This window comes from Solimonas flava DSM 18980 (genome assembly GCF_000426685.1).
Lineage (GTDB): Bacteria > Pseudomonadota > Gammaproteobacteria > Nevskiales > Nevskiaceae > Solimonas > Solimonas flava.
Genome location: NZ_AUFV01000008.1, coordinates 253,471 through 272,003, shown reverse-complemented (window position 1 = coordinate 272,003; position 18,533 = coordinate 253,471). Strand labels below are relative to the sequence as shown.

The following is an 18,533-nucleotide window of genomic DNA, read 5'->3' as shown; positions in this document are numbered from 1 at the left end:
GGCATGCTTTCCGAGCTGATTGCGGGCAATGCGGAGCGTGACCCCAAGTTCCTGGCGCTCTCCGGCGATCATGGGTATGCGCTGTTTGATGCCATACGCCAGCGCAGGCCCGGTCAGTTCGTGAACGTGGGCATCATGGAGCAAGCGCTGGTTGGCATTGCTGCCGGTCTTGCCAAAACCGGGCACCGTCCGCTCGTTTACGGCTTAGCCGCGTTCGTTCCCTTGCGCGTGCTGGAGCAGATCAAGATGGACGTCTGCTTCACAAAGCTGCCGGTCATATTTGTGGGCGACGGTGCAGGGCTGGTGTATTCCACGCTCGGCTCCTCACACCAGTGCGGCGAAGACGTGGCAGCACTGCGCCCGTTACCGTATATCCGTATCTATGCCCCCTGCGACGATTACGAGCTGCAGGCGAGTTTCGAAGAAGCCATGGCCTACGCCGGCCCCGCTTACATCCGCGTAGGGAAAAGCGACAGGCCCGTGGTCAACCAGCGACCGTTGCCTGATACGCTGGCGCACTTCACGCATCAGCCTGAGAGCGTTGCCGATACCTGCCTGGTTTCCATGGGGTCGATGACCGCGGTAGGCCACGCTGCCGGCGTCGAACACGGCCTGCCGCATCTCTCCGTCTTTCGCCTCAAGCCGTTCGCAGAGAACGCGATAGGGCTACTTAGCTCATTCCAGCGGATCATCGTATTAGAGGAGCACAGCCGCTACGGCGGACTCGCCTCCAGCCTGACGGATGCTTTCATTGACGCGGGCGTGGCTGTACCACGTGTTCAGGTGCTTTCGCTGCAGGACCACTTTGCCGAACACTGCGGCTCTTACCAGTACGCGCTTTCGGAGCATCAACTCTCTGACGCAGATGTGCAGCAGCGCCTGCGTGGCCTGATGAACCTGAGCTAGCCGGCGTAACGACAATAAACCGGCAGACGCGCCATGGCTCGAAAGTTCTTCATCACCGGCGGCACCGGATTGATCGGCCGCGCCTTGGTGCGACTGCTGATCCAGCAGCGCGGGCCACTGAACATCGAGCGGCTCACACTGCTTACCCGCAGCCCGGAGCGACTGCAGAGCACTGCGCCGGATATAGCCAACGCGGAAGTCGTTGTACTGCTGCAAGGCGACATGACCAGCAGCCAGTGGCCGCGCGAAAGCTTTACCGATCTCATCCACGGCGCCACGGATGTCAACGACCTGCTGGTCACTAACCGGCTTGAATACGCCTGGAGCATTGCGGAAGGGACCAAGCGCACACTTGACTATGCTGCGCAAAGCGGCTGCGAACGATACCTGTACCTGAGTTCCGGCGCCGTTTACGGCCCCGGCCCTTATCCGGAAAGCGGCATTCCGGAGAACTGGAGCACGGCGCCTGCGTTGGACTCGCCAGCTACCGCTTACGGCCAGGCAAAACGATTCTCGGAGCATCTCTGCACGCTGCTCGCGGAGCGTAGCAGCATGGCGGTGCGGATTGCCCGCATCTTCTCTGTGATTGGCCCCGAAAGTCCGCTGGACGGTCAGTACGCGCTTGGCAACTTCATTCGCGAAGCTGTCTCGCCGCACGGCGATAGCATCCGCATCAAGGGCGACGGCACCGCCACACGCTCGTACCTTCACGTTGACGATCTGGCGCGTTGGCTGCTGGCGCTCAACGAGAAAGGCCCCCGATGCGCAACGTACAACCTGGGGGCGGCGCGTGAGGTCTCGATTCGTGAGCTGGCCGAGGCCATATCCAAGCTTAGCGAGCGTAAAAAGCCGGTGATCGTCGAAGGCAAGCTGGCGGACTATGGCGGGCGCGCTCGTTACTATCCGGACACCCGCGGTTTTCGCCATGCTATGAGTCTTGACGAATTGCACACTCTCGAAGGTGCCATCGGTACATTGCTCGCGAAAGCCAAGGAAGAAATCACGCCGAGCTCTTCGTCCGTCCGCCAATGAACCTGCGGGCGCGATTTCAATGGTTACTCAACCGACGCAAGCTAATCCTTGATGGCGCGGCTGCGTTTAATCTGCTGCAGACTGCGTGGCGGATTATGGCGGCGCCAATAACGCTGATACTTGTCACCCAATTCTTGGGAGCGGATGAGCAAGGTTATTACTACGTTTTTGCAAATGTTCTTGCGCTGCAAGTTCTGCTGGAGGCCGGCGTTGGATTTGTCTTCCTGCGAACGGTAAGCACTAATGCAAGACATATTAAAATCGTGTCCGGAAATATCATTATTGAAAAATCAGTGGAGGGAACCCTTGGGCCCTACATTGCGTTTGCTGGCCATTGGTTTCTCGGAATAGCAACGATTGTATCGCTAGTCACCATACCGGCCGGCTTACTAATATTCGAGACGCGCACGGCTTCGGACGTCTCCTGGCGTCTGCCATGGCTCCTGGTGGCGGTATGCAATTGCCTTCCGCTCGCCATACAACCATTTATTCTTCTAAGCGAGGCGGTAGTGAGCCGGTCTCGCACATATCGAGCGAGATTCATTTCCGCTTTGCTTGGAACATTAATAACGTGGGTGCTCTTGGCGTTTAATTTCGGACTCTACTCTCTAGCCGCATCCGCACTAGTAAGTTTTTTGGTGCTGATGATCTTGATCGTTATTCCACTGCGCAAGGTACATAGCCTGCTGTACGATCGGTCCCGCCTGAATTGGAGGGTGTTTAGAGAGTTTTGGTCAGACCAGTGGCGCATCAGCCTAACGTGGATTACTGGATTTCTATACTGGAATAGTGCGCCCATCATCGTATTCAAGCTGTTTGGGCCAGCGATTGCGGGGCACTATGGTGCTTCTCTATCGATGCTGAATTCATTGCAACAATTATCAAGCTCCGCCCTGAATTCCAGAACGGCAGTGCTGGCCTCGCGAATGGGGCACGGAGAGGTGAGGGAGGCAAGGCGAGAATTCTCAGTCGGTCTCGCATTTTCTCTTGTAATTTTCTCAGTTGCATTGATTGCATTGGCGGCATTTGTGGGAGGAAATTTCTTCCCTAGCCTAACGGACAGGTTATTGCCTTTGCCAATGATTCTGCTGCTTGGGGGGTTCTATTTTTTCAATATCCTGTTCGCTGCGCTCGCTTTGTTTGCCCGTCTACGATACAACGAGCCCTTTCTATACTTCAGCCTTGCCAGCAACCTCTTGCTCCCGGCAGGCGTATTTATATCTGCGGCAACAACACATATATTGGAAATTTCCATAATTTCTCAAGTATGCATTCAATTGATACTCCTTCCGTGGGCCGTAAAAATATATGCCTCAGCATCGCGATGATTCCGTGCCTAAGCGGAGCGACGAGCCTCTGCTCTCAATTTGCATTCCCACGTACAATCGGGCTGCAAAACTAAAGCGGCAGCTAATGGCTGTGCTAGAGCAAACACGGACACTTGACGACGTTGAAATACTTGTTTCAGACAATTGCTCTGGTGACGATACCGGGCGTGTTTGTGCGGAGTTCTCGGGACTGGGTTTCAGAATCAATAGAAATGAAACCAACATAGGCTCCGTGCGAAATATAAATAAATTGTTTGAACTTGCCCGCGGAGCTTATATCTGGTTCTTGGCAGACGACGACATTTTAGATCAAGGAACAGTGAAGCGAGTCCTTTCCCTCTTGGAGCAAAAGAGGCCGGCGCTGCTGTACCTTAATCATCGAGTAGTGGATGGCAAGACAGGCGCCACGAAGATCGAACATCTGCTTGATCCCCATGGAGCAAACTTCTACCCGAAGGGGCAACAAGGGGTTGATGAAGTCTCTAGGCAAAGGCTCAGTCAGTTCATGTTCATCAGCGCCTGCATCTACAGGCAGAGCGATCTCGCCAAGGCTATTGCGATGGGGCGGGAGTTGGCAGCTCCACTTCGGTATTCGCTGTACTGCGCTAGCAGACCAGGCGGCGTTGCAATCGTGCGAGAGGTTAGCTTGACAAACGTCTGGGGCGACATCAGTTGGGCCAATGAAAGCCGTAAGGTGCATGCCGAAATGGTGCCAAAAATAATTCTGCAAATGCCCTGCTTTGGTTATCGTACGAGTTTCATGCTGAGCATTTTGATTAGGTACATCGGGCGTGACTATAAGGATTTTATCCAATATTGGATTCCAGTTTCGCTTAGGGTGAAGCGGCTCATTGATCGGCTCGTTGGGCATCGGCCAGCAGCGTGATTAAGACTTAAATTACAGAAAGCGAGTTAGCGCCCATGCAGGCGAAAATTTATATCGTATCACTCAAAGATGCTTGCGAGCGACGTAGGCTGATATCGCAGCAGTTGGACCAGTTGCCGCTTGCATATGAGTTCGTCGACGCGGTCGACTTGCGCGGGGTCGGCAAGGATGCGATTGACTCAAGCCTGATCGCAAAGAATCTGCCACTTTCCGGGCCCGAGATCGGCTGTGCGCTTAGCCATCGTGCAATATATGAGCTAATGACTCGCGATAATGTCCCCGTGGCGATTGTGCTCGAAGACGACGTAACGCTATTGCCTGGGTTTGGCGATCTCTGCCGAAGCGCATTAGAGATTGATGCTACTTTCGGTGGCGTTGTAATTCTCGGCGGCCAAGAAGATGCACAAGGTGAATACCGTCAATTCTTTTGCAGGAGGCGAAAATTTAACCTGGGGCGGGTGCAAGTAAGAAAGGCGTTCATGTGTGACGATAGAATAAAGCGTACATGCTGTTACATGATAACGCTGGCGACCGCGCGGCGCCTGTTGCAAGCCACGACTCCGATTTCATGCGCTGCTGATGAATGGCAGACGCTCCGCAAGCTCAATGGTCATGGCGGGCTATGGATGACATTTCCTAAGGTGGCCGCTCATCCTCGGTTTCTGGAAGGACAAAGTACTATCGAGTCAACTCGCGGGAGAACCCAGTCGAAGCGCGTGAGTAGTTTAGTGGCTATTAGGCAGCATGCTGCCGATGCGTTCCGCATGTTGGGCGGTAGCCTCTGTTGAGGGAGGGGGGGAAGTGGGAGTTTCAGAGGGGCAAAAGATAGTAGTCGTCCAAGATCGTGCCTTTACTTTGGACTTGCTCAGGGCAGTCAGTGCTCAACTCGTGCTCTTGGGACATGTAAGGGCGCTTGTTCTGAAGCCTCAACTGGACGACGTGCCGAATTTATTTTGGCAATGGGTCCTCAGGTTTTCTTTTTTTAACCACCATGCAGTCGTTGTTTTTTTTGTTGTGAGCGGCTTTCTTGTGGGGGGGGCAGTTATTAGGTCAATTCAGGCTTCAAAGTTCAATTTCTCGGATTACGCCGCAAAGCGTGTAGCGCGTCTTTATTCGGTTCTTGTGCCTGGGTTGATATTGTCGGCTATAGTGGCCGCAGTCTCCTTTAATTTTGGAGACGGGGCGGCTGTTATAGAGAAAAATTCGCCTTGGTATCCAGCGTGGTGGTCGGCCTCGGAAAGCTCATCTCTCGGCGCGTTTGCTTGCAATATGGCATTTATGCAAACCTTGCATTGTCTGCAATTTGCCAATAATTTGTCTCTATGGAGTCTTAGCAACGAATTTATCTATTACGTTGCTTTTCCTTGTCTTTTGATTTTTATGCGAGCGAGTCATCGCATAAGCGCGAGGCTTTTTTCGGCCGGCATACTGCTGTTTATTATTGCGCAGATGTTTTTTTCGAGAATTCCAGATTCTGGATCCAGAAACTGGATCTATGTCATCGGATTCCTTGCGTGGGCTTGCGGCGCATATGCGGAAAAGTGGGGGCATTTTCTGTCGGCGCATTCTGTTAAGGCGATTGCTTCCGTGCTGCTGCTAATCGCGGCTGCCTTTATATATCGATCATCTGTCCAATTCCGCATAGAATTCAGCGTATCTATCATTGTGACTGTTATATTGATGAGCGTGAGTGGCATTGATGATATCGCTAAGGGGGGGGGTAGACAGGCAAGAAAAATCATTGCGATGGCCGCTGATTACAGTTTCTCTCTATATGTCATCCACGTTCCGCTGATTTTTCTCTGGCTTAGTCTTGATCCGGCTCGCCTTGCTGGGATTGGGCGAAGCTTTTCCGATGCGCTTACTTATTTCTCATTGATAGTCATCATAAATGCATCTGCATTCATATTCTATTTACTATTTGAGCGCCACCACAGACTAGTGTATAGGCTGATATCCAGCTTCATGAGCGCCAATGCAAGAAATCGTGCGAAGCCTAACTCTGAGGGAGGGCGATCGTGATAGAGATTCAGATGTATGTTGTGGGGCTGACCATTCTGTCTTTTTTGGTGGTTGTTTTTTCTTACAGGCACGGCAGCTATGCGTTCTGCCTTTTTATCGCGCTGGCGATGGTTTATGAGCTGTCCGGCCTCGCGATCCGCGCATGGACTGAATCATTGGTTTTTCTAATCCCTTCCATGCGCTTATATACTTATGGTAGCGGGATTACGGAAGTTACACTGCAATTGCATTTATTGCATGTGGCGATATTCTTATTATTGGCGACAGCGAGCTACTATGTCGCTGTCCCCATTTTTTCTGCGCGGATACGTCCGCCGACGAAATTCCGTTCTGTTCAGAGCTATTGGCCTCTTTTATCGCTGTTGCTGCTCTTTGGGGTGCTGTCTGTTTTGACGGGTGCGGGACTTGCGCGTCGAGCAGATTATGAGCTTGGGTCTGCTGGTTATGGCTCAACAGTTACCGGAATCCATAGCGTTATTTTTCATGGCCGTTCGCTACTTGTTGTAGCGGCGCCACTCTTGCTTTTGTCGTTTCGTCAAAAGCGGTGGTGGCTTTTCGGATGTATAAGCATATTGGCTCTTCCAATAGTCGAGCAGCTTTTTGTTGCTGGTCGGCGGCAGGCGTTCGTTCCGTTCGTTCTTTTTCTTATTTTGTATTTTTTATATACGCCAACCATAAAGAGGAAACTTTTATTCCTTGTGCCGTTAACAATGGCATTCATAGTCGCCACTGGAGCGATGTTTGCCGCTCGTGCCGACTACTACAAGGAAGCTTACGCCTTGGCGGGAGCAACTCAGTTTTATAGGCCAGTTTTTCAAGAGCTGATGGCCGTCTCCACCATTTCGTCCGCAACGATTGTTGAGCTTGAGAATAAAGCATTAACTCTGACATATGGTGGACATCTGGTCAGAGCTTTTTTGGATTCGGCCATCCCGTTTTTTAAGCTGGGGGACTACCTTCGCGCATCAATTGGCTTGTTTGCAAAGAGCGATTTGGAGCTCGATCAGATCGCGCCCTATGGGGCCTTGTCAATGCTTGCAGATTCGTTCCTTTCCTTCGGCCATCTGGGAAGCGTGATATTAGGAATTTCTGCGGGCTTGCTATTCGGGTGGGTGAACCCTCGATTGCAGCAGGCATATAGTAATTTGGCTGCCCTAAATTTTTATGATGTATGGCTTGCCTGCCTTGTCGCGACCATCTTGGTCAACTATAGAAGCGGAATTGGGGATGCTTTTGCCCTGGGAATTAAGTTTACTATTCTTTATTGGGTGCCTATAGCTGTTGCATCAATTTTTCGTTATAGAGCGAACAGGTGATTTGCTGGCTTTACATCATTCATGGCTAGAGCTAATTCCTTCTTCCAAGCTCGTAAACGGGCGGGCCCAGCCGTTATTGCGTAAGCCGGTTATATCTGCTTCGGTCAGGTGCTGGTAGCGACTATTGAGATCTGCGGGAAACGGAATGAATTCAATCTTGCCCTGACCGTGCACCGCCATCAGCGCTGCAGCTACATCCTTGAAGGTCCGCGCTTTTCCCGTTCCAGCGTTGACTACGGCCTTCTTGACGCCGCTGTTTCCGGTCAAACCAGCAAAGTAGAAGGCGATGTTGACCAGATCGCGTACGAACACGAAGTCGCGCCGCTGCTCACCGTCGCCGTAGCCACCAGAGCCCTGAAACATCTTGATCGTGCCGGTCTCTTTTAGTTGCTTGGTGAAGTGATACATCACCGAAGCCATGCGGCCCTTGTGGGTTTCATAGGGGCCATACACGTTGAAGTAGCGCAGACCCACAACGGTTGAATCGAACTGGTCGAAACGGGCGCGCACGTAGTTGTCGAATGCCAGCTTGGAGAAGCCATAGACGTTTAGCGGCCGCTCGTTCTCGGGCACTTCGGAGAACTGGCCGCTCAGGCCATAAACCGCTGCCGTAGAGGCATATACGAAAGGGATTTTGCGGTCGGTGGCGAAGTGCAGCAGCTCTTTGGAGTACGTGAAGTTGTTGTCCATCATGTACTCGCCGTTGTCTTCCAGCGTGTTGGAACAGGCGCCGTTGTGCAGGATGGCGCGGATGCGTTTGCCGGCAAATTTCCCCTGCGCCACGGAGGCCCGGAACTCGCGCTTGTCCATGTAATCCGTGAAACGCGCGCCGGCCAGATTGAGGAACTTGGGGTGAGCTGCATTCGCGCTGGAGTGCAGGTTGTCTACCACCAGGATTTCGGATTCGCCCAGCTTGTTGAGTTCGTGGACAGTGTTGGCGCCAACAAAGCCGGCACCGCCGGTGACGATGATCATGTGATGAACCTGTTTTTATGCTGCGTTTATGCGGATGGCGGATGCCTAGCGCCGGCATCGTCAGAGTTTGCGGGTGCTGGCGTAGACAGGCGGCGCACGATATTGCTGGTGCTGAAGCCCGGGACCAGGGGCACGAGTTTTATGCTGCCGCCCCAGGACTTCACCTCGTCAGCTCCAACGACGGTGGCCTCGGTGTAGTCGCCACCCTTCACCAGGACGTCGGGCTTGATGGCGCGGATGATGTTCATGGGGGTCGGCTCGTCGAACACCACCACGGCATCGGTTACCGATAACGCTGCCAGCAACCGAGCGCGCTCCTGCTGGCCGATGATGGGGCGGCTGGGCCCTTTGAGGTTGGAGACGGAAGCATCGCTGTTGATGCCGACAACCAGCCGTTTGCCATAGCTGCGGCATTGCTCTAGCAGCGTCACGTGGCCTACATGCACCAGGTCGAAGCAGCCGTTAGTGAAGACAATGGATTCCCCTGCCGCGCGCCACTGCGCGGCTCGCGCCTGAAGCTGCGGCAGGGAAAGGATCTTGGCGCGCAGTTGTTCCCCGGAGCTGGCAAGCAGTTCGGCCAGCAACTCATCGCGGGTGGCTGGCACGGTGCCCACCTTGCCGACCACGATGCCGGCGGTCAGGTTGGCCAGCGGGGCGGCAAGCTGTACGGGCACTCCGCTCGCGGCACAGAGCGCCAGGGTCGCGATCACCGTATCGCCGGCGCCGGAGACGTCGAACACCTGCCGTGCGACTGCCGGTGCATGGTGGCGTTCCTGCTGCGTGAGCACGGTAATGCCCTTCTCGCTCATAGTCACGGTCAGATAGTCCAGGCCGTGTTCTGTGACGAAGCGCTGGCCCTTTTCCAGCAGGCGCTCGTGGTTGGCTGGCGATTCGCCCGTTGCCACTGCAAGCTCGCCGAGATTGGGGCAGATCGTGGTGGCGCCGGCGTATTGGGAAAAGTCACGCACCTTGGGGTCCACCAATACCGGAATGCCGGCTGACCGAGCCGCGGTAATCACATGCCGGCATACCTCGGGAGTGAGCACACCCTTGGCATAGTCCGACAGAATCACGGCGGATACGCGCGGCAGCACGGCGTCAACCGAGCGCAGCAGTTCTCCATATGCGCCGGAGGGGCGGGCCGTGGTGCTCTCAAAGTCCAGACGCACGATCTGTTGCTGCCCGCCCAGCACCCGCAGCTTGCTGGTGGTCGGTGTGCCGGGTACGGCCGTGAGCTGTGGTTGCACGCCGGCATCGGACAGCATCTTTTCCAGCGTGGCGCGGTCCTGGTCTGCGCCGGTGAAACCAGCCAGCACGGCTTGGCCGCCCAGCGCGGCAACATTCATCGCCACATTGGCGGCGCCGCCGGGTTGCTCGCTGAAGCGAGCCGCCCGGACCACCGGTACGGGCGCCTCAGGTGAAATGCGGTCCACTTGACCGTAGGCGTACTTATCGAGCATCACATCGCCTACCACGAGGATGCGTGCCCCGTTCCAGCCGGCTTCGATGAGCGGCGTCAATGAGTCGATATTTCGGTTCAACGTTGCGGCCTGTTACTAGGTTCTACCGGGCATAGGCCCGTCTCGGAGCTATCTGTGGCCTGGTGATGTCTGCTTAGCCATGGACGCCGCCATTCGAAGGGCAGTAAGTGTGCCATATCGATGGCGGCACTTTGTGGCGGCGATGCCGCACGGCGGTCACATCTGTGATGCTGGTATCCCTTGCTGCTACCGGGCGATATCGCCCCGAGGTTACTATTCACGCTCGCCGCACCTTATCGGGTCAAGGACTTCGAGCCCACATGACGGTGGCAAGTCGGCGCGAATGCGCCGCATGGGCATGGATAGTGCTTGGCTGAATCAAGCAGTGCTTCTACAACAGAGTCGCTAGGGAATGGGGATGTCGGTGTTGACTAATAGGGGCGCTCATATTGGATATGGCGCAGCGGCCACTCACTCATGAAACCGCCTGTCGTGATCTATCGCCTAGGGAGCTTGGGCGATACCTTGGTTGCGCTCCCTTGCTTCCACAAGATTGCCGAAGCTTTTCCGCAGCAGCGCAAGCTTGTTTTGACCAACGTGCCGGTCTCGAGCAAGGCCGCGCCGCTGGCCGTTATCCTGCAGCCGGGTGGATTCATCGACGGCGTTATTGAGTACCCCCTGCAACTGCGATCCGTCCGCAGCCTATGGCATCTGCGTCGGCAGTTGCGTAACACCGGAGCCAGCACATTGATTTACCTGGCCGCGAATCGCGGCCGGTTGGCTGTGTGGCGCGACGTGCTGTTCTTCAAGCTCTGCGGTTTCAAGAAAATCATCGGCGCACCGCTGACGGCAGACCTGCTGGAGAACCGCAAAAACCCTGTCGACGGGACAGAGGAACCGGAGGCTGAGCGTCTGGCACGTACGCTCCATTCGCTTGGCGCTATTGAGCTGAATCGTGCGGACGCATGGGACCTTCGCCTTACGTCCCGAGAAGCGGAGGCTGCCGACCGGGCCATCGCTACGCTCGCAGGGCAGCCGTTCTTTGCCGTCAACATGGGGGGCAAGGTTGCGCCCAAGGATTGGGGCGAGGCCAACTGGCACGCATTGATCGATCAGTTGGCGGTCGAGTATCCGGAGTTGCATCTGGTCGTGGTGGGCGCTGCAGAGGATGCGCCGCGTGCCGATGCTTTGCTGAGTCGCTGGCCTGCGGGGCGCGTGAGCGTCTGCGGCACGCTCAGTCCGCGGGAATGTGCGGCGGTGCTGGCGCAAGCGCGTTTCTTCATTGGCCACGACAGTGGGCCGCTTCATCTGGCGGCCACTATGCAGACAGCGTGCGTAGGACTTTTCGGTAATTACAATCACCCTAAGAAGTGGCATCCATACGGCCAGAAGCACCGTATCCTGCACGACATGCGCGGCGTTCAGGCCATCACAGTGGAAGAGGTTGTATCAGCAGTGCGGCAGGTAGCGCCGCATGGCTGACGGTAGCTCTGTAGACCTGAGTGAGGTCGGCGCTTGGGCGCGCACGTGGTTATTCGACCATGCCTTGCCGCTGTGGTGGGAAGCAGGGGCCGACCATGTCGGCGGTGGTTTTTTCGAGAAGCTGGATCAACGTGGCAACCCCGTTGGCACGCCGACGCGTGTGCGTGTGCAGGCCCGCCAGCTTTACGTATTTGCCGAAGCTGGGCGGCTCGGTTGGCAGGGCCCTTGGCGGGCCGCCGTGGAGCATGCGCTGGCGTTCATGCTGGAGCGCTATTCGCGTCCCGACGGCCTGTTTAGAAGCACGCTCGATGCAGCCGACGAAAGGGTAGACCTGTACGATCAGGCTTTTGTGCTGTTTGCGTTGGCACACGCTTATGACGCATATGGGCAAGATGCGCAACTGCTCATGATCGCGCGCCGCCTGCTCGCGCGCCTGGATGAATGGCTTGCGCATCCACTTGCTGGCTATGAAGAAGCGAACCCGCGCCGGTTACCCTTGCGATCAAATCCGCAGATGCACCTGCTGGAATCCTTCTTTGCCTGGATGCAGGTTGGAGTAAATGAACCCTTCAGCGAACGGGCGCTCGCGCTCATCGAACTGGCGGAGTCGCGATTGATCGACCCTGCTACTGGAGCGATTGGCGAATACTTCGACGGTGACTGGAAATTCGCTCAAGGTGCCGAAGGGTTGATCCGGGAACCGGGGCATCAATTCGAGTGGGCCTATCTGCTTCAGCTGAGCAAGACTCTGCTCGGCCACGACGCGCGCAGCACGAGCGTTGCATTGGAGGCGTTTGGAAGCCGGTATGGGGTCGATTCGGTCCGAAAGCTTGCCATCTTCGCGGTCGACCATGCTGGTAAGGTGATCGACGGCAAGGCGCGCCTTTGGGCGCAAACGGAGCGTTTGCGGACCAGCGTGGCGTTGGCTGCAGTGACCGACGGAGCTGAACGCGAACGCCTGCAACAAGCGGTGATTGCGAGCATGGAAACCGTGCGCCGTTTCCTTGATACCCCCAAGCGTGGTCTCTGGTGGGAATGGATGGATGAGAACGATTCGTTCCGGCAGGAGCCTTCGCCGGCGAGTTCTCTGTACCACCTAGTGACTGGTCTGGCGTTGCTGATTCGGAATGACGGCGCGCTTCAAGGCGAGCAACCGCTTTAGGCCTTTGCCCAGCTATGTCCCGAATTCTTCGCTGCATCGATACTGTCGCGCCGCAATACGGTGGCCCCAGCTACAGCGTCATCAACAGTTCCCGCATCATGGCCAGACGCGGCCACAAGGTCACTATCGTCACCATGGACCGAACTGGCGACGTGCCCTTGGAGCCCGATGAGCCGTTTGAGTTGGTGTGCCTTGGTCCCGGCTTCAGCAACTACCGCATCAACCCTGCCTATTTGGTTTGGCTCTCACGCCATTTGCGCAGCTACGACTTTGCGACTGTGCAGGGGGTGTGGCGTTTCGCCAGCTATGGTTTCCATCTCGTAAACCGACTTGCGCGCGTGCCGTACATGGTCATGCCCCATGGCTCGCTTGATGTATGGGACAAAAACAGCCGCCGGCTGAGCTTCCTCGGCAAGAAGCTGTACTGGAATCTTCTGGAATCGTCACTCTATCGGCGAGCAGAGCAGTGCTACTTCACTGCTGAGCAGGAACAACGCTCTTCCGCCGAGGCGTTTTCGTTTGAAGGCGTGAAGCATTCGGTTATTGCGTATGGGTCCGTAGACCGGCGTGCGTTTCGCCTGGAGCCTCGCGAGGCGGATCGCATATCCATCGCATATCTTGGGCGTCTGCATCAGAAGAAGGGGATCGAGATTCTTCTGGCCGCATTCGCGGCGGTCTATCGCGAGGAGCCCCTTGCGCGCCTGCGCATCGCCGGTGGTGGCGAGGCCAGCTACGTTGCCAGCTTGCGCGCGCAAGTGAGCGAGCTCGGCATCGAACGGCATGTGGAGTGGGTTGGGCACGTCTCGGGCGAGAGCAAAGATGAACTGCTCATAAATGCGGGTTTGTTCGTGTTGCCTTCCTATCAGGAGAACTTCGGGCTGGCGGTGGCCGAAACTTTGTCCTACGGCACTCCGGTGGCAGTGTCCGCCAATGTCAATACCGCGCCGGCCATCGCTGCAGCCAGCGCGGGCTATGTTTGCGAAAACAGCGTGTCCGCCGTGACGGATGTTCTTCGAGTTTGGAAGAATGGCGGTTATCGTGACCCTCAGATTCGCATCCGGGCGCGCGCTTGCTTCGAACAATCCATGTCGCTTGAACGCTTCGTGGACGATCTGGTCGCTCGACATGCTCTTTAACTCGTCGCCATGCTGATCGAGCTAAGTGCATTGGGACCTCAGCAATCAGTGGACTGCGAGGTCTGCGTGGTAGGCGCGGGTCCTGCGGGCATCACCGTTGCGCTAGATCTTGCGCGTGCCGGGCGCGATGTGGTGTTGGTGGAGAGCGGAGGGCTGACTGTTGATCCGCGCGTTCAGTCACTGAGCGACGCTGGCGCACTGGAAGAGCATCGGCATGCGTCCATGGATATCGCCACTCGGCGGCATTGGGGTGGGGCGTCCACTATCTGGGGCGGGCGATGCGTGCCGCTTGATGAGGTGGATTTCGAGAGCAGGCCGGCTCGCGGCGGAGCAAGCTGGCCTCTGAGCTACGAAACACTTGCTGCCTACTATCCAAAGGCTTGCGAGTATGCCCTCTGCGGGCAGGCCTCGTTTAATGTGGCTGATGCCTTTGCGTCCGGGGCGCCGCCGATCGTGCCGGGATTTATGGACGAGGACGTTACCGCCTCCAGCCTTGAGCGTTGGTCCCTGCCAACCAACTTCGGCGCGGTGTACGAGCAGGAGGTCCGCTCGTCCGAGCGGCTACGGGTCTATCTGGGATTGACTTGTGTGGGTCTGGATCTGGCCGACGAGCCGCAGCGCGTGATCGCGATCCGTGCGCGCTCGCTGGATGGAGCCGAGTTGGTGGTTCGCGCGAGACGATTCATTATCGCGGCGGGTGGCCTTGAGTCCACGCGCCTGCTGATGAACTGCGATAGTGAGCGAGGGGGGCTTGGCAATCACAGCGGCAAGCTGGGCCGCTATTACATGGGGCACATCTCCGGGAAGATTGCGGAGGTGCGGTTTTCCACACCACCGCGTCAGACAATCTATGGCTTTGAGCGCGACAGCGAAGGTGTGTACTGTCGGCGCCGGTTTGTGGTGTCGCCGGAGATCCAACGCCAGAGCAATCTGCTGAACTGCGCGCTTTGGTTGGACAATCCGCCGCTGCCGGATGCGGCTCATCACAACGGCATTCTTTCGATGGCATATATGGCTTTGTCGATGCCGGTGCTGTCTCGTTATCTGGCGCCGGAGGCCATACGGCGTGCGGCGGTTGAGCACTCCGTACGCTCACCCTGGTGGCGACACATGGCCAATATTCTTGTGGATCTGCCGGCGACCGTGGCTTTCATTGTTCCCTTCATCTATCGTCGTTACTTCGCGTATCGGCGTGTGCCGGGCTTCTTTCTGCCGAGTCGGGGCAACCGTTACGCGCTGCACTATCATGGCGAGCAGGCGCCTGAAGAGAACAGCTATGTGTGCCTGAGCGATGCTCGCGATGAGCTGGGCATGCGGCGCCTCGATATTCGCTTTCGATACAGCCACGCCGATGCGGCCAGTGTGATCGAAACCCACCGACTTTTGGATGCGCAACTGCGTCGGCAAGGCATCGGTGAGTTACTGTACTCCGAGCATGATTTGCTGGCCTCTATAGACCGGCAAGCGAAGGATGGCTTTCATCAGATTGGTACGACCCGCATGTCGCGTCGTGCTGAGGATGGCGTCGTGGATGAAAACTGCAAGGTTCACGGCGTGGATAACCTTTACGTGCTCAGCAGTTCGGTCTTCCCCACATCAGGACAAGCGAACCCTACGCTGGCTGTCGTGGCATTGGCGGTACGTCTTTCCGAGCACTTGCGGGCTCGTTTGGGAACGGAGGTCCTGTGATCCCAAGGATTGAGTGGCCCGAGTTGGAGCTGAGCCTGTCCAAGCTTGCCTTTGGCTGCGCACCGGTCATGGGCCGCATCGGCAAGCGCCAGGCGCTCGACGCGATGGCCATGGCATTCGAGCGTGGCGTCACGCACTTCGATGTCGCCCGTGCTTATGGCTTCGGCGAGGCGGAGAGGGTGCTGGGTCGTTTCGTCGCCGACAAGCGCAGCCAAGTCACCATTGCGACTAAGTTCGGCATACAGCCCGCTCAACTGGGTCAGGCGGCGAGGCTGCTGAAGCCGGCCGTTCGCGTTGCCCGCCAGCTTGTGCCCGCACTGGCGGGGGCGGTAAAGAAGACATCAGGGGCCATGCTGACCAAGGGTTACTACAGCTTGGCGGATGCGCAGCGCAGTGTGGAGACGTCGCTGCGGGAACTGGGTGTGGACGTGATCGACATCCTGTTTGTCCATGAGTGCGCGGCTGCGGATGAGCTGAGCCCGGAGTTGCTGGATTTTTTTTGCAGGCTGAAACAGCAGGGCAAAATCAAAACTTGGGGGGTGGCGACGGCCGCGCGGGAAGTGGGCCCCGTGTCGCGTCAGTTGGGTGCTGTGCCTCCGGTGATGCAGTGCCCATTCGAAAGCCGGGCACTCGCAGCCGGCTTTGCCGGGCGCCGTATTCTGCATAGTCCAATTTCGATGATCGGGCGTTTACGCGATCCGAGTGGGCACCTACCTGCGTCAGTCATCGCTTGGGCGGATGGCGAAGGGCTCAGGGGGACAGCACTCGAGCAGCGTCTGCCGATTCTGGCGCTTCAGGCAGCGGCAGCAGCCGCGCCGGATGCAGTGATTCTCTGCTCCATGTTTCAGTCGAAAAATGTGATGAACAACACGGCAGCGTTTCAAGACATGGACGTGTCGCGAGCGCTTGGCTTCGGCCGTGCGTGTGAAATTGCGGGTATTACTGCACAGGGCGTATGAGATCAACGCGGTGACGGCGAGCGGCGCTGCGCTGCGCTGCATGAGCGGGAGAGCGGAATGTCGGTTTCAATTCTCGTTTTAACAAAGAACGAGCAACAGGACTTACCGGGATGCTTGGCGAGCGTGGGGTGGAGCGACGACATTCACGTCTATGACTCGCTCAGCACGGATCGCACCGTGGAAATAGCGCGTGAGCATGGCGCGCGCGTGACCCAGCGCGCTTTCGACAATTGGGCGGCGCATCAGAATTGGGGTTTGCAGAACATACAGTTCAAGCATTCGTGGGTGTTTTATATCGATGCAGATGAACGCATGACGCCGGAGCTCGCTGCGACGGTGCGCGCGCTGGCGGCAGCCCCAGGTGACAAGGTCGCGTTCCGCGTCCAGCGGCGTGACTTCTTCCTGGGGCGTTGGCTCAAGCACGTGCAGACTTCCCCTTTTTACATGCGCTTGTTCCGCCCGGAGCGTATCCGCTATGAGCGGCTGGTCAATCCTGTTTCGATCACGGACGGCCCAGTTGGTGAGGCAGGCGGCTATCTGGACCATTTTCCTTTTAGCAAAGGTATGGACCACTGGCTGGCCAGGCACAATGCATACAGCACGCTGGAAGCGAAGCAGATCGTGGAGAATCGCCTGAGGGGCGATCGCTTCAGCATATTGAAGGCGCTCACATCGAAGGACTTTCACGAGAAGCGCTACCACCAGAAGGAGCTCTTCTACCGGCTTCCGTTCCGGCCTGTGGTGAAGTTTTTGCTTCTTTACGTGGGCAAGCGCGGCTTTCTCGACGGCCGTGCTGGTCTAACCTATGCAGTGCTGCAATCCATTTATGAGTATTTCATCGTCCTGAAAACTCGTGAGCTGGAGGCGGCTGCCGAGCATCAGCTCGGCTAGTGCTGCTGCTTGAATCTACCTAGAAATTTTTGCCGAAAGGGATTGCTGTGAAGCGAGCATTGATCACTGGCGTCACCGGTCAGGATGGCGCGTATCTGTCAGAGTTGCTCCTGTCCAAAGGCTACGAGGTGCACGGCATCAAGCGTCGAGCCTCGTTGTTTAATACGGACCGTGTGGATCATCTTTATCAGGATCCGCATGAGCAAGGTCGACGCTTTGTCCTGCACTATGGCGATCTGACGGACTCAACCAATCTGATTCGGCTGGTTCAGGAGATTCAGCCAGACGAAGTGTACAACCTCGGCGCGCAGTCTCACGTAGCGGTTTCGTTTGAGAGCCCTGAGTACACGGCAGACACTGATGCGCTCGGCGCACTGCGCCTGCTGGAGGCAATCCGGATTACGGGGCTGGAAAAGAAGACGCGCTTCTACCAGGCCTCGACATCGGAGCTGTACGGTTTGGTACAGGAAATTCCGCAGAAGGAAACCACGCCGTTTTATCCGCGCTCGCCTTATGCAGTCGCCAAACTTTACGCTTACTGGATAACGATTAACTACCGCGAGTCGTATGGCATCTATGCCTGCAATGGCATTTTGTTTAACCATGAATCCCCACTTCGCGGTGAAACCTTCGTTACACGCAAGATCACGCGTGCCATTGCTCGAATCGCGCTGGGTTTGCAGGACTGCCTGTATCTCGGCAATCTCGATTCGCTGCGCGACTGGGGGCATGCAAAGGACTACGTGGAAATGCAATGGCTGATGCTGCAACAGGAGCAGCCGGAAGATTTCGTTATCGCGACGGGCGTGCAGTACTCTGTGCGCCAGTTCGTGGATGCTGCGGCCGCCGAGCTGGGCATTGCCATCGAGTGGAAGGGCAAGGGCGAGAACGAAGTAGGGTTCGTCTCGTCCGTTTCTGACAGCGAACTCAAAGTGAAGATAGGCCAGCGCATTGTGGCTGTGGATCCGCGCTACTTCCGCCCTGCAGAAGTGGAGACTTTGCTGGGTGATCCAACCAAGGCACGTGAAAGACTTGGCTGGGTGCCCAGGACCAGCTTTGCCGAACTGGTGAGCGAGATGGTTCGCGAAGACCTTGCTAGCGCCAAGCGCGACCACATGGTGAAGCAAGCGGGGTACAAGGCATTCGATTATCACGAGTGAAGCGGCTGAAGGCGGTGCCGACGCCGAAAGAAATGGCGTGAATATCTCGGTCGCACACGTCTTTGGATGTAGCAGGCTTGCGGAGTGCAGCGGCGTTTGCATCCAGCG

At 56.7% G+C, this 18,533-nt stretch carries 16 protein-coding genes; 14 read left to right on the top strand and 2 right to left on the bottom strand.

The window, feature by feature from the left end:
* Positions 1-3: 3 nt before the first annotated feature.
* Genes K343_RS0110225 through K343_RS23975 form a run of 7 tightly spaced genes read left to right on the top strand, consistent with a single transcriptional unit; the run spans position 4 to position 7,490 of the window.
* Positions 4-906 carry a transketolase family protein gene (locus K343_RS0110225; protein ID WP_051278149.1) on the top strand — a complete coding sequence of 301 codons (903 nt, stop codon included), beginning with the start codon at positions 4-6 and terminating at the stop codon, positions 904-906.
* A gap of 33 nt (positions 907-939) precedes the next feature.
* Entirely contained in the window at positions 940-1,938 is a 999-nt protein-coding gene (locus K343_RS0110220) for an NAD-dependent epimerase/dehydratase family protein (protein WP_028007995.1), read from the top strand.
* Complete coding sequence (locus K343_RS24445; protein WP_154662510.1) at positions 1,935-3,266, top strand: oligosaccharide flippase family protein; 1,332 nt, start codon at positions 1,935-1,937, stop codon at positions 3,264-3,266. Before K343_RS0110220 ends, K343_RS24445 begins: the two co-directional genes overlap by 4 nt.
* Positions 3,247-4,152, top strand: coding sequence for a glycosyltransferase family 2 protein (locus K343_RS23990; protein WP_084615815.1), 906 nt, complete (start codon positions 3,247-3,249; stop codon positions 4,150-4,152). The genes K343_RS24445 and K343_RS23990 overlap by 20 nt, the downstream gene beginning before the upstream one ends.
* A 35-nt stretch (positions 4,153-4,187) precedes the next feature.
* Positions 4,188-4,940 carry a glycosyltransferase family 25 protein gene (locus tag K343_RS23985; RefSeq protein ID WP_084615814.1) on the top strand — a complete coding sequence of 251 codons (753 nt, stop codon included), beginning with the start codon at positions 4,188-4,190 and terminating at the stop codon, positions 4,938-4,940.
* A complete protein-coding gene (locus K343_RS23980; RefSeq protein ID WP_084615813.1) occupies positions 4,897-6,174 on the top strand; it encodes an acyltransferase family protein in 1,278 nt (425 codons plus the stop codon). The genes K343_RS23985 and K343_RS23980 overlap by 44 nt, the downstream gene beginning before the upstream one ends.
* A complete protein-coding gene (locus K343_RS23975; RefSeq protein WP_084615812.1) occupies positions 6,171-7,490 on the top strand; it encodes an oligosaccharide repeat unit polymerase in 1,320 nt (439 codons plus the stop codon). Before K343_RS23980 ends, K343_RS23975 begins: the two co-directional genes overlap by 4 nt.
* A 15-nt stretch (positions 7,491-7,505) precedes the next feature.
* On the opposite strand, the gene rfaD is transcribed toward K343_RS23975, so the two are convergent.
* Complete coding sequence (gene rfaD / locus K343_RS0110200) at positions 7,506-8,465, bottom strand: ADP-glyceromanno-heptose 6-epimerase (protein ID WP_028007994.1); 960 nt, start codon at positions 8,463-8,465, stop codon at positions 7,506-7,508.
* Between the two features lie 26 nt (positions 8,466-8,491).
* A complete protein-coding gene (hldE, locus tag K343_RS21650; RefSeq protein ID WP_154662509.1) occupies positions 8,492-10,006 on the bottom strand; it encodes a bifunctional D-glycero-beta-D-manno-heptose-7-phosphate kinase/D-glycero-beta-D-manno-heptose 1-phosphate adenylyltransferase HldE in 1,515 nt (504 codons plus the stop codon).
* A gap of 417 nt (positions 10,007-10,423) precedes the next feature.
* Between hldE and K343_RS0110190 the strand changes: the two genes are divergently transcribed.
* The 7 genes from K343_RS0110190 to gmd are packed head-to-tail and all read left to right on the top strand — an operon-like array spanning position 10,424 to position 18,425.
* The gene (locus K343_RS0110190; protein WP_028007993.1) at positions 10,424-11,428 is read left to right on the top strand and encodes a glycosyltransferase family 9 protein; all 1,005 of its coding nucleotides are present in this window, start codon (positions 10,424-10,426) and stop codon (positions 11,426-11,428) included.
* Positions 11,421-12,590, top strand: coding sequence for an AGE family epimerase/isomerase (locus K343_RS0110185; protein ID WP_051278147.1), 1,170 nt, complete (start codon positions 11,421-11,423; stop codon positions 12,588-12,590). Before K343_RS0110190 ends, K343_RS0110185 begins: the two co-directional genes overlap by 8 nt.
* A 14-nt stretch (positions 12,591-12,604) precedes the next feature.
* Entirely contained in the window at positions 12,605-13,726 is a 1,122-nt protein-coding gene (locus K343_RS0110180; protein ID WP_028007991.1) for a glycosyltransferase, read from the top strand.
* Positions 13,727-13,735: 9 nt separating this feature from the next.
* A complete protein-coding gene (locus tag K343_RS0110175) occupies positions 13,736-15,415 on the top strand; it encodes a GMC oxidoreductase (RefSeq protein WP_043112466.1) in 1,680 nt (559 codons plus the stop codon).
* Positions 15,416-15,438: 23 nt separating this feature from the next.
* Positions 15,439-16,374, top strand: a complete 936-nt coding sequence (locus K343_RS23385) for an aldo/keto reductase (RefSeq protein ID WP_154662508.1) — start codon at positions 15,439-15,441, stop codon at positions 16,372-16,374.
* 57 nt (positions 16,375-16,431) lie between these two features.
* Positions 16,432-17,265 carry a glycosyltransferase family 2 protein gene (locus K343_RS0110165; RefSeq protein WP_028007989.1) on the top strand — a complete coding sequence of 278 codons (834 nt, stop codon included), beginning with the start codon at positions 16,432-16,434 and terminating at the stop codon, positions 17,263-17,265.
* 41 nt (positions 17,266-17,306) lie between these two features.
* On the top strand, positions 17,307-18,425 hold the full coding sequence (gmd, locus tag K343_RS0110160; protein WP_154662515.1) for a GDP-mannose 4,6-dehydratase: 1,119 nt from the start codon (positions 17,307-17,309) through the stop codon (positions 18,423-18,425).
* Positions 18,426-18,533 lie beyond the last annotated feature (108 nt).

Excerpts from the sequence above, each read along its gene's own strand:
- K343_RS0110185 (WP_051278147.1), top strand. The coding sequence starts at position 11,421 with ATGGCTGACGGTAGCTCTGTAGACCTGAGTGAGGTCGGCGCTTGGGCG.
- rfaD (WP_028007994.1), bottom strand. The coding sequence starts at position 8,465 with ATGATCATCGTCACCGGCGGTGCCGGCTTTGTTGGCGCCAACACTGTC.
- K343_RS0110165 (WP_028007989.1), top strand. The coding sequence starts at position 16,432 with ATGTCGGTTTCAATTCTCGTTTTAACAAAGAACGAGCAACAGGACTTA.
- K343_RS23980 (WP_084615813.1), top strand. The coding sequence starts at position 4,897 with ATGCTGCCGATGCGTTCCGCATGTTGGGCGGTAGCCTCTGTTGAGGGA.
- K343_RS23985 (WP_084615814.1), top strand. The coding sequence starts at position 4,188 with ATGCAGGCGAAAATTTATATCGTATCACTCAAAGATGCTTGCGAGCGA.
- K343_RS0110220 (WP_028007995.1), top strand. The coding sequence starts at position 940 with ATGGCTCGAAAGTTCTTCATCACCGGCGGCACCGGATTGATCGGCCGC.
- K343_RS23990 (WP_084615815.1), top strand. The coding sequence starts at position 3,247 with ATGCCTCAGCATCGCGATGATTCCGTGCCTAAGCGGAGCGACGAGCCT.
- K343_RS0110180 (WP_028007991.1), top strand. The coding sequence starts at position 12,605 with ATGTCCCGAATTCTTCGCTGCATCGATACTGTCGCGCCGCAATACGGT.
- K343_RS0110190 (WP_028007993.1), top strand. The coding sequence starts at position 10,424 with ATGAAACCGCCTGTCGTGATCTATCGCCTAGGGAGCTTGGGCGATACC.
- K343_RS0110175 (WP_043112466.1), top strand. The coding sequence starts at position 13,736 with ATGCTGATCGAGCTAAGTGCATTGGGACCTCAGCAATCAGTGGACTGC.
- K343_RS0110225 (WP_051278149.1), top strand. The coding sequence starts at position 4 with ATGCTTTCCGAGCTGATTGCGGGCAATGCGGAGCGTGACCCCAAGTTC.
- K343_RS24445 (WP_154662510.1), top strand. The coding sequence starts at position 1,935 with ATGAACCTGCGGGCGCGATTTCAATGGTTACTCAACCGACGCAAGCTA.